This is a genomic window from Streptomyces sp. 15-116A (assembly GCF_025290915.1).
Classification (GTDB): Bacteria; Actinomycetota; Actinomycetes; order Streptomycetales; family Streptomycetaceae; genus Streptomyces.
In genome coordinates this window covers 1-13,042 of sequence record NZ_JAOCQE010000178.1, presented here as the reverse complement: position 1 = coordinate 13,042, position 13,042 = coordinate 1, and the positions used below count along the sequence as shown (strand labels likewise).

14 protein-coding genes are annotated in these 13,042 nt (G+C 71.5%); 8 read left to right on the top strand and 6 right to left on the bottom strand.

What is annotated here, in order from left to right; all coding sequences use genetic code 11:
• Nucleotides 1-520: DUF2293 domain-containing protein (locus N4P33_RS24215; protein ID WP_260828829.1), on the bottom strand; the 520-nt coding region annotated here is incomplete at its 3' end.
• A 121-nt stretch (nt 521-641) separates the two neighbouring features.
• On the opposite strand from N4P33_RS24215, the gene N4P33_RS24210 reads away from it, so the two are divergent.
• Entirely contained in the window at nt 642-1,274 is a 633-nt protein-coding gene (locus N4P33_RS24210; RefSeq protein ID WP_260828828.1) for a uridine kinase, read from the top strand.
• 258 nt (nt 1,275-1,532) lie between these two features.
• Nucleotides 1,533-1,958, top strand: a complete 426-nt coding sequence (locus N4P33_RS24205; protein ID WP_260828827.1) for a CBS domain-containing protein — start codon at nt 1,533-1,535, stop codon at nt 1,956-1,958.
• A gap of 42 nt (nt 1,959-2,000) precedes the next feature.
• Here N4P33_RS24205 and N4P33_RS24200 read toward each other — a convergent pair whose 3' ends face one another.
• On the bottom strand, nt 2,001-3,128 hold the full coding sequence (locus N4P33_RS24200) for a magnesium and cobalt transport protein CorA (protein ID WP_260828826.1): 1,128 nt from the start codon (nt 3,126-3,128) through the stop codon (nt 2,001-2,003).
• Nucleotides 3,129-3,331: 203 nt separating this feature from the next.
• Between N4P33_RS24200 and N4P33_RS24195 the strand changes: the two genes are divergently transcribed.
• Complete coding sequence (locus N4P33_RS24195; RefSeq protein WP_260828825.1) at nt 3,332-4,126, top strand: class I SAM-dependent methyltransferase; 795 nt, start codon at nt 3,332-3,334, stop codon at nt 4,124-4,126.
• Nucleotides 4,127-4,176: 50 nt separating this feature from the next.
• On the opposite strand, the gene N4P33_RS24190 is transcribed toward N4P33_RS24195, so the two are convergent.
• The gene (locus tag N4P33_RS24190; protein WP_260828830.1) at nt 4,177-5,148 is read right to left on the bottom strand and encodes a carbohydrate kinase family protein; all 972 of its coding nucleotides are present in this window, start codon (nt 5,146-5,148) and stop codon (nt 4,177-4,179) included.
• A gap of 5 nt (nt 5,149-5,153) precedes the next feature.
• A complete protein-coding gene (locus tag N4P33_RS24185) occupies nt 5,154-6,065 on the bottom strand; it encodes a pseudouridine-5'-phosphate glycosidase (protein WP_260828824.1) in 912 nt (303 codons plus the stop codon).
• A 101-nt stretch (nt 6,066-6,166) separates the two neighbouring features.
• On the opposite strand from N4P33_RS24185, the gene N4P33_RS24180 reads away from it, so the two are divergent.
• On the top strand, nt 6,167-6,607 hold the full coding sequence (locus tag N4P33_RS24180) for a VOC family protein (protein WP_260828823.1): 441 nt from the start codon (nt 6,167-6,169) through the stop codon (nt 6,605-6,607).
• A 64-nt stretch (nt 6,608-6,671) separates the two neighbouring features.
• Here the strand turns inward: N4P33_RS24180 and N4P33_RS24175 are convergent, their stop codons facing one another.
• Both N4P33_RS24175 and N4P33_RS24170 read right to left on the bottom strand, forming a co-directional pair.
• Nucleotides 6,672-7,226 carry a methylated-DNA--[protein]-cysteine S-methyltransferase gene (locus tag N4P33_RS24175; RefSeq protein WP_260828822.1) on the bottom strand — a complete coding sequence of 185 codons (555 nt, stop codon included), beginning with the start codon at nt 7,224-7,226 and terminating at the stop codon, nt 6,672-6,674.
• 53 nt (nt 7,227-7,279) lie between these two features.
• Entirely contained in the window at nt 7,280-8,155 is an 876-nt protein-coding gene (locus N4P33_RS24170) for a glycerophosphodiester phosphodiesterase family protein (protein WP_260828821.1), read from the bottom strand.
• Nucleotides 8,156-8,445: 290 nt separating this feature from the next.
• Here N4P33_RS24170 and N4P33_RS24165 point away from each other — a divergent pair, with 290 nt between their 5' ends.
• From N4P33_RS24165 to N4P33_RS24150, 4 genes are all read left to right on the top strand, one after another.
• The gene (locus tag N4P33_RS24165; protein ID WP_260828820.1) at nt 8,446-9,309 is read left to right on the top strand and encodes an MHYT domain-containing protein; all 864 of its coding nucleotides are present in this window, start codon (nt 8,446-8,448) and stop codon (nt 9,307-9,309) included.
• A 107-nt stretch (nt 9,310-9,416) separates the two neighbouring features.
• Entirely contained in the window at nt 9,417-11,564 is a 2,148-nt protein-coding gene (gene uvrB, locus N4P33_RS24160) for an excinuclease ABC subunit UvrB (RefSeq protein WP_260828819.1), read from the top strand.
• A 162-nt stretch (nt 11,565-11,726) separates the two neighbouring features.
• On the top strand, nt 11,727-12,305 hold the full coding sequence (locus N4P33_RS24155) for a TerD family protein (RefSeq protein ID WP_030820849.1): 579 nt from the start codon (nt 11,727-11,729) through the stop codon (nt 12,303-12,305).
• A gap of 93 nt (nt 12,306-12,398) precedes the next feature.
• A partial coding sequence (locus tag N4P33_RS24150) for a TerD family protein (protein ID WP_260828818.1) occupies nt 12,399-13,042 on the top strand: 644 nt, incomplete at its 3' end.

The window sequence follows — 13,042 nt, the reverse complement described above, 5'->3', positions numbered from 1 at the left end:
CCCGCCCCGCCGCACTCCGGCCCACCCGGCCACTGCCCCGCACCGAGGCGTGCGCGGCGATGGCGCGGGCCCGCTCCTCGGGGCAGCCGGGGTACAGCCGCCGTATCTCCGCCGCGAACGCCTCCGTGAACCGCACGTCCTCGGCCGCCCGCCGCCGCGCGTCCCGCACCCGGCGCCGGCGGCGGGCCTCGGCGTCCGCCAGACACCGCTGCTCGGCCCGGGACAGCGCCTCCTCCTCGACCAGTACCCCCTGCCGCTCGTAGCGGCCCTTGCGCCGGTTGAACCGCACCACCACCGCCCACAGCCCGCTCTCCTCCCGCGACCTGCGGGTGAGCGCCGTGTCGCCGCGCGGCAGGAAGACCAGATGACCCAGATCGGCGCAGTCCAGGCAGCGCGGCGCCCCGCTCTCCATGACCAGCAGCGGCAGCGGCCCGCGACGGCAGACGGAGCAGTGACGTCGCCCGAGCGGCTGGTGCACGAGAAGTCCGGGGTGCGGCGGGGGAGTTGTGCGGGGTGCCATACCTGGTTCCTTCCCGTCGGCAGAGGGTGGCCCCACGTCCCGGACGCCGCGCGGCACTCCCTGGATGCTGACTCCCGGGGCGCCGCGCCGCATGCGCTGGCGCGGGCGCATCATGGGCCCTGTGCGACTCGAAGCGATCACCTGGGACCGGCTCGGCGACCTCCTCGCCGAGCGCTTGCTGGAACTGCCGACCGCCGACGGCGGCCCCTGGCTCCGTGTCGCCTTCGACGGAGCACCGGCCGCCCGACCGGGGGATCTCGCCTCCCGTGTCGCCGACGCGCTGCGCATACGCGGTCGCCGCTCCCTCGTCATCGGCACGGAAGGCTTCCTGCGGCCCGCCTCGCTCCGCCTCGAGCACGGCCACCAGGACGTGGAGTCCTACTACGACGGCTGGTACGACACCGGCGCCCTGTGGCGTGAGGTGTTCGGCCCCCTCGAACCCGGTGGCAGCGGTCGTGTCCTGCCCGATCTCCGCGATCCGGCCACCGACCGCGCCACCCGCAGCCCCTACGTCCAACTCCCGCCCGGCGGCGTCCTGTTGATGCATGGCCCCCTCCTGCTGCGTCATTGGTTCCCCTTCGATCTCAGCGTCCACCTCCTGCTCTCCCCGGGTGCCCTGCGCCGCCGCACCCCCGAGTCCGAGCACTGGACCCTCCCCGCCTTCGAGCGCTACGAGCAGGAGACCGACCCGGCCGGCACGGCCGATGTCCTGGTGCGAGCCGACGATCCCCGCCGCCCGGCGTGGCACGGCTGAGGAAGCTCTCGAACGCGAGCTCTCCCCCGGGTGCCTCGGCCGGCTCTCCGCTCCGGCTTCCCGACCTCGGCTCCTCGCCCCATGCGGCTGCCTGCCCCTGGCTCCCCGCTCTCCTGGCTCCCCGCTCTCCTGGCTCTCCGCTCTCCTGGCTCTCCGCCCTCCGGGTGCCGTCGGCCGGGCGCGCGGCGACAATGAGAGACGTCGGGACTCGCGGCGCGCTCCGCGCCGCGCCGGCCGTCCGGCAAGGGGAGGTACTTCATGACCACCGCCGGAGACATCATGCACCGCGGCGCCCAGTGGATCCCCGCCCACGAAACCCTCGACCGCGCGGCTCAGCTGATGCGCGAACTGAACGTGGGCGCCCTGCCCATCAGCGACGAGAACGAACGCCTGTGCGGCATCCTCACCGACCGCGACATCGTCGTCGGCTGTGTCGCCGTGGGCCACGACCCCGCACGGGTCACCGCGGGCGACATGGCCAAGGGCACACCCCGCTGGATCGACGCGGACGCCGACATCAGCGAGGTCCTCCAGGAGATGCAGACCCACAGGATCCGCCGGCTCCCCGTCGTCCAGAACAAGCGCCTCGTCGGCATGATCAGCGAGGCCGACCTGGCCCGGCACCTGACGGACAGCCAGATCGCCACATGGGCCGAGAACGTCTACGCCCGCACGACGGGCTGACATCCGCCCCGGCGCCGGCTGCCCCCAGAGGGCTCGGACGCCTCAGAGCCAGCGGCTGCGGCGGAACGCGCGGTACAGCAGCAGGCACGCCACGGATATGACGCCGATGACCATGCCGTAGCCGTATCGCCAGCGCAGCTCCGGCATGTGGTCGAAGTTCATGCCGTACACACCGCAGACCATCGTGGGCACCGCCACGATCGCGGCCCAGGCGGTGATCTTGCGCATGTCGGCGTTCTGCGCGACCGTCACCTGCGCGAGATGCGCCTGCAGGATCGAGTTCAGCAGTTCGTCGAAGGCCGCTGTCTGCTCCTTGGCCCGCTGCAGATGGTCCGCCACGTCACGGAAGTACGCCTGTATCTCCGGGGCGATCACCCGGGCCGGCCGCGTCGCGAGTTCCTCCAGCGGCCGGCTGAGCGGCACCACGGCCCGCTTCAGCTCGAGGAGTTCACGCTTGAGCTGGTAGATCCGCCCCGGATCGACCCGCGCCCCCTGCTCCGCGAAGACGTCCGTCTCGACATGGTCCATGTCGTGCTGCACGGAGTCGATGACGGTCAGATAGTCGTCCACCACATGGTCCGCGATCGCGTGCAGCACCGCGGACGGCCCCTTGGACAGCTGCTGGGGGTCGGACTCCAGATCCTCGCGCACCGGACCCAGCGAGCCGTGCCGCCCGTGCCGCACCGTGATCACGAAGTCCTCGCCGAGGAACACCATGATCTCCCCGGTGTTCACCACCTCGCTGGTGGCGGTGAGTTCCTCGTGCTCGACGTAACAGACCGTCTTGAACACCGCGAACAGCGTCTCTCCGTAGCGCTCCAGCTTGGGGCGCTGGTGCGCCTCGACCGCGTCCTCCACCGCCAGCGGGTGCAGATCGAACAGTTCGGCGATGCCCGCGAACTCCCGGTCCGTCGGCTCGTGCAGCCCCAGCCAGACGAAGCCCTCGCCGCTCTTGCGCACCTCCCGCACGGCGTCCACCAGTTCGCCGCGCGCCGTCCTGCGGACACCGTCCTGATACGTCACGCAGTTGACCACAGAGGAGCCCAGGGGTGACCGGGCAGGGTGACTCAGGTCCACGCGCGGGCGGCGCCGGGCCAGTCGGGCGACCCTGCGCAGACCGCCGACCCCGCCGAGACTCGTGACCTTCCGTAGATTTCCTGCCATGGACATCTGGCTCTCCTCGCGTGCTTCCCCCGCGCAGCTTCCGCTTCCCGCGCCTTGGCGAGCCAGTCTGCCAGCACTGTGAGAAACACGTGCGGGCCTGTGGAAAGGGTCGGTTCCGCTTTGTTCCCGGCTGTGGACGAACGGAGTTCGGCCCTGGTCGGGCCGCGTCGACCGGCCCCGACAAGCCGGGCAAATGGAATGATCGCATCATGATGCGAACCGACGGGAATCTGCTCGACCACCGGCAGACCGAGGCGACGGAGCGCCTCGACGCCTTCGCCGCCCTCTTCGACCCCACGACGTTCCGGCATCTCGAGGCGGTCGGGGTCGGCCCCGGCTGGCGCTGCTGGGAGATGGGTGCCGGTAGCCCCTCCGTGGTGTCCTGGCTCGCCAAGAAGGTCGGGCCGACCGGACGCGTCCTGGTGACCGCCACCGACACCGCCCGGCTCGCCCGCACCGCCCGGCCGCCGGTGGAGGTGCTCGACCACGACATCACCGCCGGGAGCCCGCCGGCCGAGGGCTTCGACCTGGTGCACGCCCGGCTCCCGCTCACCGGAGCGGCCGACCGCGAGCGGGCGGTCCGCACGATGGCCAAGGCCCTGCGCCCCGGCGGGCACCTCCTGGTCGAGGACACCGACCCCGAGCTCCAGCCCCTGCTCTGCCCCGACGAGTACGGCCCCGAGCAGCGCCTCGCCAACCGGCTGCGGCACGGCGTCCGCACGCTCCTCATCGACCTGGGCGAGGACCTCGCCCAGGGCCGCACGCTCCCGCGCCTGCTGCGACAGGCGGGACTCAGCGGCGTCCGGGCCGACGCGTACTTCCCGCTCGCCGCGCCGGCGTGCGCCGCGCTGGAGTCCGCGACCGTCCGCCTGGTCCGCGACCGGCTCGTCACCGCGGGCCTCGCCACCGGCCAGGAGATCGACGAGCACCTCGGCAACATCGCCTCGGGCCGCCTGGACCTGTCGACCGCTCCGCTGATCTCCGCGTGGGGGCGCAAGAGGTAGGGAGAGGCAGGGGAGCGGAGCTGGTCGAGTGCTGGTCGGCCGAGGCCGGCTCACGGCGTCGGGGGCCCGCCCTCGGGCCAGTGCCGGCGGTTCCCCGGCGGCAGCCGGGCCTCAGCCCGTGCGGGAGGCCGGCCTCCCACGTGTTCCACCGCCCGTGCGCCCGCCCTGCATCCTTCCGCCGCCGCCTGTTCCGGGTCCGCACCCGTGAGCAGGGTCGCCAGAAAGGCGCCCGTGAAGGCGTCGCCCGCGCCGGTGGTGTCCCGGGGAACGGCAGGCGCGGCCGGGACACGGGCGCACACCGCACCGGCCCGCGCCAGCAGCGCGCCCTGCGCACCCATTTTGGTCACCACCAAGGGAACGTGTCCGCTCAGCCGGGCAGTGGCATCGGCCGCATCGGACAGCCCCATGAGCAGGCACGCCTCGTCACGGCTCGGCAGCAGCACGTCCACGCCCTCGACCAGTGTCAGAAACCGGTCGGTACCCAGCTGCGCGAGGAACCCGGCCGACGCCGGATCCAGGCTCACCGGCACTCCCCGCGCGCGAGCCGACTTCACGGCCACCGCCACGAACTCCCGGCAGCTCTCGGCGAACAGCAGATAGCCCGACAGATGCAGCCGGGCCACTCCGTCCAGCAGCGCGTCCGACCAGTCGGCGGGTGCGAGCCGCAGCGAGGCACCGCTGTCGGTGAGGAAGGTGCGCTCGGCCCGCGCATCCTCGTCGACCAGGCAGATCACCGTCCCCGTGGGCGCCGCCTCGTCGACGACGAGAGTCGGGCGCACTCCGCACGTGGTGAGCTCCCGCTCGTGCCACCGCACCGCGTCCGCGCCCACCCGCCCGAGCAGCCGCACCTCGGCACCACCCCAACACGCCGCCCAGCAGGCCACATTGGCGCCCGCCCCGCCCGGCACCCGCCGGATCACCGCCGCCGTGTCCGTACCCGGAGCGAGCGGGCCCCGGTGCCGGGCCACGACATCCGTGATCACATCACCGACGACCAGCAACGCCCCCGCCCGGCCCGGCATCACCGTCACGCCCCGCCGGCCCAGGCCGCCGCGATCCGTGCCGCCAGACGCACATTGCCCCGCACCGCCGCGAGGTTGGCGGCGAGCGAGGCGCCATCGGTGTGGCGCACCAGATGGTCGAGCAGGAACGGAGTGACCGCCTGCCCGGTGATCCCCTCCCGCTCGCATGCCTGAAGCGCCTCGGCGAGCACCCGCGCGTGCATCTCGGGATCGAGCTGCTCCTCCTCCGGCACCGGATGGGCCACGATCAGCGCCGACTCGGGCCCGCCGAGCGCGTCCTGCGCCCGCATGACGTCAGCCACCTGCTCGGGGGCGTCCAGCCGCCAGTCCACGGGGTGCCCGGAGTCCGACAGATAGAAGCCCGGGAAACGGTCCGTGCCGTACCCGGCGACCGCGACCCCCAGCGTCTCCAGCCGCTGCAACGTCGCCGGCACATCCAGGATCGACTTCACGCCCGCGCACACCACCGTGATCCGCGTGTGCGCCAGCAGAGCGAGATCGGCCGACTCGTCCTGCGTCACCGTCCACTCGCGATGCACGCCGCCCAGCCCGCCGGTCGCGAACACCCGCACCCCCGCCCGGGCCGCCAGCAGCGCGGTCGCCGAGACCGTGGTGGCCCCGCTCGCCCCGGACGCCACCGCGAGCGGCAGATCCCGGTGGCCCAGCTTGCGTATCCCCTCCTCGTTGGCCACCCGCTCCAACTGCTCCTTGTCCAGGCCGACCCGCGGCCACCCGTCCAGCACCGCGATCGTCGCCGGAACCCCGCCCTCCTGCCGTACGGCGGCCTCCAGCTCCAGCGCCACCTGAAGATTGCGGGGCCGAGGCAGCCCATGGGCGATGATCGTGGACTCCAGGGCCACCACCGGCCGGCGCGCGGCGATCGCCTCCCGCACCTCTTCGGACACCATGAGCACCACGCGTCTGCCTCCTGTCTGTCGCCCTTCCCTCATCTCTGGCGGCCCGGCCGCCCGGCCAAACCCCTTGCCCCGCGTCACGGAGATCACGGAGCCTTGTCGACATGACCGACCACACGACGCACCACTCGGCACGTCTCGACCACATCGTCCTCTGGGTGCGCGACCCCGTCACCGCGGCCGGCTTCTACGAGAAGGCGGTCGGCCTCGAACCGGTGAGGCTCACCGACTACGCCGTGGGCGAGGCACCCTTCCCGTCGGTGCGCGTCAACGAAGAGACCATCCTCGACCTCATGCCGGTGGCCAAGGCGGAACGCATGAGCATGCTCCCCGGCGCCGCCGAGAGCTCCGGCCACCCCGTCAACCACGTCTGCCTGTCCCTGCCGGCCCACGACTTCGACGCCCTGCGCAGCCGCCTGGAGGAGCACGCCGTACCGCTGACGGACATCTCCCACGACTCGTTCGGCGCACGCGGCCTGGCCAAGCGCAGCTTCTACTTCCGCGACCCCGACGGCAACATCTTCGAGGCACGCCACTACGACTGACCGGCCTGCCGCGACCGGCCCTCCGGTCGTCCCGCGCCCGGTCGCGCCTTCCCGAGCCGTGCCGTCAGAACAGCGGCTCGGGCAGGACCCCTTCGAGCGCCAGCAGCCGCCGCTTCGTCTCCAGCCCGCCGCCGAACCCGCCGATGCCACCGCCGCTCTCCACGACCCGGTGGCAGGGCACCACCACCGGAAGCGGATTGGCGCCCATCGCCATGCCGACCGCCTGCGCGCCGCCGGGCTGGCCGACCCGTCCGGCCAGGTCGCCGTACCCGACCACCGTGCCGTACGGCACGCCGGAGGCCAGCTCTCGCAGCACCTCCCGGTTGAAGCCCGATATCAGCGACCAGTCCAGCGGCAGCTCGAAGTCCTTCCGCTCACCCGCGAAGTACGCCTCCACCTGACGTATCGCCTCGGCCAGCAGCGCGGAGCCGGGATCCTCGACGGGCTCGCTGCCGAGCCGCGACGCCAACCGCTCCAGCGCGCTGTCACGCACCGCTTCGGTGGCGTGGAAGACGACGTTGACCAGGCCCTCGCGGGTCGCCGCCAGCAGCAGCGGACCGATGGCGGTGTCCACGACGGCCCACACGACCCGCTGCTCGTCCTGCCCATGGCTGTCCATGCGCCCCACCGTACGACCCGCCACTGACAACGCGGGCCGAGGAGCGGCGGCGGTCAGCCCTCCACCGCGTCCCGCACGACATCGGGCGCGTTGGTGATGATCCCGTCGACCCCGAACCCGGCGACCCGGCGGGCGGCGGCCGCGTCGTCCACGGTCCAGGTGAAGACCTCCATCGGCCTGCCGTGCGGCCCCCGGAAGGCGTGGACGGCGGCGACGTAACCGGCGGTGAGCGAGCCGTGCGAGGGGTTGATCTGATCGGTGAAGCCCGCGTACGCGGCGAGGTCCGCGACGGGCGGCGTCCCGAGGAAGCCGGTCTTCACCGCCGGCTTCAGCTGGTGGACGGTCCGCACACTGTCCGCGCTGAAACTCTGCACGATCAGCCGGTTCCTGGTGTGGTCCCGGTCGAGCCAGCCCTCGTTGCTGAGCAGCTTGAGGGTCTCGCGCTCGATGCCCGGGTACAGCTGGGGATTCTTGATCTCCAGCAGCAGCTTCTGATGGTGCCGCTCCACCCGGTCCACGAACTGCTCCAGCGTCGGCACGCGCGCACCCGCGTACGCGGGAGCGAACCAGCTGCCCGCGTCCAGCCGGGCGATCTCGGCGGCGGTGAAGTCTTTCACCTTCCACGGCGCCCGGTCCGGGAACACCTCCTCGACGTCGGTGGTGCGCCGCAGACTGTCGTCGTGCAGCACCACCAGCTCACCGTCCTTGGTGCGCTGCACGTCGTTCTCCACCCACTCGATGCCCAGCTGGGCCGCCTTGTCGACGGCGGCCAGCGTGTTCTCGGGGGCGTACGCCGAAGCGCCTCGGTGAGCGATGACCACGGGACGTGCGCCGCCGTCACCGGCGGCCCGGACGGGGGTGGTGGACAGCAGAAGGGCACAGACTCCCAGGAGCGCGGTGGTCGAGGCGGCTACAGCGCGCGCGTGCATGCGTACTCCTCGCGTCGACGAGCGATCGGAATGTCACGGACAGCTCAACTCTGACAGCAGAGGGTCAACGCGAGGCGGGCGCAGGATGGCCACAGATTGAACGCCCTTCCCCAAAGTCCGCACACTGGTGCCGCACAAGTGAGGCAAGGGCGTGTTTCTTTGCCGGGAAAGTCGTTCGACCATTCCGGTGGGGGTCATACTCTCTGCGTCAACCCCGACCGCCGACGCGGTCCTGGGAGGGTGCTTCCATCGGAATTCCGGGACGCAAACGGCGGGAAGGGCAGCCGCGCATGCAGGGCACGGTCGACGGATTCAGCTACGGCCTGGTCACACCGCTGGTGGCCTACCTCATGGCCTGTCTCGGCGGCGCCCTCGGCCTGCGCTGCACCACCCGGTCCATGGCCGTCACCGGCGCCTGGCGACCCGGCTGGCTCGCGCTGGGCTCGGCCGCCATCGGCTCCGGCATATGGACGATGCACTTCATCGCGATGATGGGCTTCACCGTCGAGGGGACGCCGATCCACTACGACCGGTCGATGACCTTCGCGAGTCTGGCGCTCGCCGTCGCCATGGTGGGCGTCGGGATCTTCATCGTCGGCTACAAGGGCGCCTCCGGAGCCGCCCTGTTCACCGGCGGCACCATCACCGGCCTCGGCATCGCCTCGATGCACTACCTGGGCATGGCCAGCATGAGCCTCGACGGGGAGCTCAGGTACAACACCCTCACCGTCGCCGCCTCCGTGGTCATCGCCATGGCCGCCGCCACCGCCGCGCTCTGGGCGGCCGGACAGGTCAGGGGCTTCCTGTGGAGCGTGGGCGCGAGCCTCGTCATGGGGCTCGCGGTCACCGGCATGCACTACACGGGGATGGCCGCCCTCAGGGTCCACGTCCACGGCACGGCCGATCCCACCACCGGGGAGTCCGCCGCCGCGCTGCTCGCACCCATGATGATCGGCCCGCTGGCCTTCCTCGTCCTCGCCGGCGTCGTCGTGATGTTCGACCCGCTGATGATCACGGGCCGGGCCGCCGTCAAGCCGGCCGAGCACAAGCCGGGCATCCCCGCCCGCTCCGCGCCCCACCACGCCCCGACCCGGCGCCGCCTGCGCGCCCGCGGCCCCGTGGAACACCGCACCCGCACCCCGCAGAACCGCTGATCCGGCCCTGCGGTATCGCTGGTCCGAGCCCGCGGCACCGGTGATCCTCACCCCGCACATCCGCTGATCCGCGCCCGTTGTCAGTGGTGGGTCGTACGGTGGAACACATGCGGCCCGTTTCCCAGATCGAACGCACGGTGGCGCCCTTCGAGGTCGTCAGCCCCTACCAGCCGAGCGGTGACCAGCCGGCTGCCATCGCCGACCTCGCCCGGCGCATCCGAGCCGGTGAGAAGGACATCGTCCTGCTCGGCGCGACCGGCACCGGAAAATCCGCCACCACCGCGTGGATGATCGAGCAGGTCCAGCGCCCCACGCTCGTGATGGCGCCGAACAAGACCCTGGCCGCCCAGCTGGCCAACGAGTTCCGCGAACTGCTGCCGAACAACGCCGTCGAGTACTTCGTCTCGTACTACGACTACTACCAGCCCGAGGCCTACGTCCCGCAGTCGGACACCTACATCGAGAAGGACTCCTCGATCAACGAGGAGGTCGAGCGGCTGCGCCACTCCGCGACGAACTCCCTGCTCACGCGCCGCGACGTCGTGGTGGTCGCCTCCGTCTCCTGCATCTACGGCCTGGGCACCCCGCAGGAGTACGTGGACCGCATGGTCCCGCTGCGGGTCGGCGAGGAGATCGACCGGGACGAGCTGCTGCGCCGCTTCGTCGACATCCAGTACACGCGCAACGACATGGCCTTCACCCGCGGCACCTTCCGCGTTCGCGGCGACACCATCGAGATCTTCCCGGTGTACGAGGAGCTCGCTGTCCGCATCGAGATGTTCGGCGACGAGATCGAGGCCCTGTCCACGCTCCACCCGGTCACCGGCGAGATCATCAGCGACGACCAGCAGCTGTACGTCTTCCCCGCCTCGCACTACGTCGCCGGCCCCGAGCGCATGGAGCGCGCGGTCAACGACATCGAGAAGGAGCTGGCCGACCGCCTCGCCGAGCTGGAGAAGCAGGGCAAGCTCCTGGAGGCGCAGCGTTTGCGCATGCGCACCACCTACGACCTCGAGATGCTCCGCCAGATCGGCACCTGCTCCGGCGTGGAGAACTACTCGATGCACTTCGACGGACGCCTGCCCGGCTCCCCGCCGAACACCCTGCTGGACTACTTCCCGGAGGACTTCCTGCTCGTCATCGACGAGTCCCATGTCACGGTCCCGCAGATCGGCGCCATGTACGAGGGCGACGCCTCCCGCAAGCGCACGCTCGTCGATCACGGCTTCCGGCTCCCCTCCGCCCTGGACAACCGCCCGCTGAAGTGGGAGGAGTTCCAGGAGCGCATCGGCCAGGCCGTGTACCTGTCGGCCACCCCCGGCCCGTACGAGCTGTCCCGCTCGAAGGGCGTCGTGGAGCAGATCATCCGCCCCACCGGCCTCGTCGACCCGGAGGTCGTCGTCAAGCCGACCGAGGGCCAGATCGACGACCTGGTGCACGAGATCCGCACGCGCGTCGAGAAGGACGAGCGCGTCCTGGTCACCACGCTCACCAAGAAGATGGCCGAGGACCTGACCGACTACTTCCTCGAACTCGGCATCCAGGTGCGCTATCTGCACAGCGACGTCGACACCCTGCGCCGGGTGGAGCTGCTGCGCGAGCTGAGAAGCGGCGAGTACGACGTCCTGGTCGGCATCAACCTGCTGCGTGAGGGCCTCGACCTGCCCGAGGTGTCCCTGGTGGCCATCCTCGACGCCGACAAGGAGGGCTTCCTGCGCTCCGGCACGTCCCTGATCCAGACCATCGGCCGCGCGGCGCGCAACGTCTCCGGCCAGGTCCACATGTACGCCGACAAGATCACCCCGGCGATGGCGAAGGCCATCGACGAGACCAACCGCCGCCGGGAGAAGCAGATCGCCTACAACCAGGCGAACGGCATCGACCCCCAGCCGCTGCGCAAGAAGATCAACGACATCGTGGCGCAGATCGCCCGCGAGGACATCGACACCGAGCAACTGCTCGGCTCGGGCTACCGCAAGGCGAGGAAGGACGGCGGCGGCACCAAGGCACCCGTGCCCTCCCTGGGCAAGGCGGCGAAGGGCACGAAGGCGGCCAAGGGCGCCAAGGGCAAGGCGGCCGAGACGGTGCCGACCGACCGCCCCGCGGCCGAACTGGCCGAACAGATCGAGGAACTCACCGCGCGCATGCGGGCCGCCGCCGCCGACCTGCAGTTCGAGATCGCGGCCCGGCTGCGCGACGAGGTCTCGGAGATGAAGAAGGAGCTGCGCCAGATGCAGGAGGCCGGCCTGTCCTGACCAGCACCTCGGAAGGACTCAGCAACCCCGCACCGCACGGACTGTGTTGCAAGACCGACACAAAGTGCGGACCTGGGTACGTCACTGTCAGTGCCCCTGCGTAGGGTTCTCGTCAACCGCGGCTCCGCGGCAACAGGGGAAGTTCGAGAGGGGAATCAGCGCGTGACCGTCAACATGACCAAGGGTCAGGCCATCAGTCTGCAGAAGAACGACGGCGGCAGCCTGACCGCGGTCCGTATGGGTCTCGGCTGGCAGGCGGCTCCCCGTCGCGGCCTGTTCGGCTCGCGTACCCGGGAGATCGACCTGGACGCCTCGGCCGTGCTCTTCGCGGACAAGCAGCCGGTCGACGTCGTCTTCTTCCGCCACCTGGTGAGCGACGACGGCTCGGTCCGTCACACCGGTGACAACCTCGTCGGCGGTGTCGGCCAGGGCGGCGACGACGAGGCCATCCTCGTCGACCTGTCCCGCGTCCCGGTCCACATCGACCAGATCGTCTTCACCGTGAACTCCTTCACGGGCCAGACGTTCCAGGAGGTGCAGAACGCGTTCTGCCGCCTGGTCGACGAGACCAACGGCCAGGAGCTCGCCCGCTACACGCTGGCCGGCGGCGGCGCCTACACCGCCCAGATCATGGCGAAGGTGCACCGCTCGGGCACCGGCTGGACGATGACGGCCCTCGGCAACCCGGCCAACGGCCGCACCTTCCAGGACCTGATGCCGGCCATCCTGCCGGTTCTCTAGCCACGGCGAAACCGGCCGAGCGGGCGGGCCGGCGAGCGGCACACGACACTGCACACGCGACCACGTGATCACGCGACACAGGGGGACAGGGCGATGACGGCCGAGCTGGTGCGGGGACAGAACCACCCGCTCTCTCAGTCCCGTCTGGAGATCCGGATCTCGGCCGGCACTCCGATCGTGGCCGCGGCCGCGCTCGGGGACGAGGCCGGGCGGATCCACGGGGTGGAGTGGGTGGCCCACCCGGGCGCACCCACCCAGCCCGGCCTGGAGGTGTCGCGGCAGGCGGCCGCCGATCACCGCCTCGCGGTGGACCTGGACGCCATGACGGACGCGGTCCATCGCGTCAGCGTGCTGCTCGCCCTGCCCGCTCCGGGCGGTGGCGCCGGCCCCGTCCGCTTCGGTTCCGTGGCGGCCCCCTTCGTCGCCGTCACCGGCCTGGACGGCGAGGAGGTCGCCAGCTACACCATCACCGGCCTGGAGGCCGAGTCGGCCGTCGTCGCCCTGGAGCTCTACCGGCGGCAGGGCGCATGGAAGGTGCGCGCCGTCGGACAGGGATACGCCGGCGGCCTGGCCGACCTCTTCGCCGACCAGGGGCTGCCCCAGGCCCAGCAGCTCGCGGGCAGCATCCACGACGCCGTGGCCCGGGGTCTCGCCCGCTCCGTGCAGGCGCCCCCGCCCCGCACCGCCGAAGGCGACCGCTCCCGCCAGACCGCGGCCCCGGCGCTCGGCCCGGACCA

Coding starts and splice junctions, on each gene's coding strand:
- N4P33_RS24170 (WP_260828821.1), bottom strand. CDS start 8,155: ATGCACGCGCGCGCTGTAGCCGCCTCGACCACCGCGCTCCTGGGAGTC.
- N4P33_RS24190 (WP_260828830.1), bottom strand. CDS start 5,148: ATGCCGGGCCGGGCGGGGGCGTTGCTGGTCGTCGGTGATGTGATCACG.
- N4P33_RS24195 (WP_260828825.1), top strand. CDS start 3,332: ATGATGCGAACCGACGGGAATCTGCTCGACCACCGGCAGACCGAGGCG.
- N4P33_RS24165 (WP_260828820.1), top strand. CDS start 8,446: ATGCAGGGCACGGTCGACGGATTCAGCTACGGCCTGGTCACACCGCTG.
- uvrB (WP_260828819.1), top strand. CDS start 9,417: ATGCGGCCCGTTTCCCAGATCGAACGCACGGTGGCGCCCTTCGAGGTC.
- N4P33_RS24200 (WP_260828826.1), bottom strand. CDS start 3,128: ATGTCCATGGCAGGAAATCTACGGAAGGTCACGAGTCTCGGCGGGGTC.
- N4P33_RS24205 (WP_260828827.1), top strand. CDS start 1,533: ATGACCACCGCCGGAGACATCATGCACCGCGGCGCCCAGTGGATCCCC.
- N4P33_RS24180 (WP_260828823.1), top strand. CDS start 6,167: ATGACCGACCACACGACGCACCACTCGGCACGTCTCGACCACATCGTC.
- N4P33_RS24175 (WP_260828822.1), bottom strand. CDS start 7,226: ATGGACAGCCATGGGCAGGACGAGCAGCGGGTCGTGTGGGCCGTCGTG.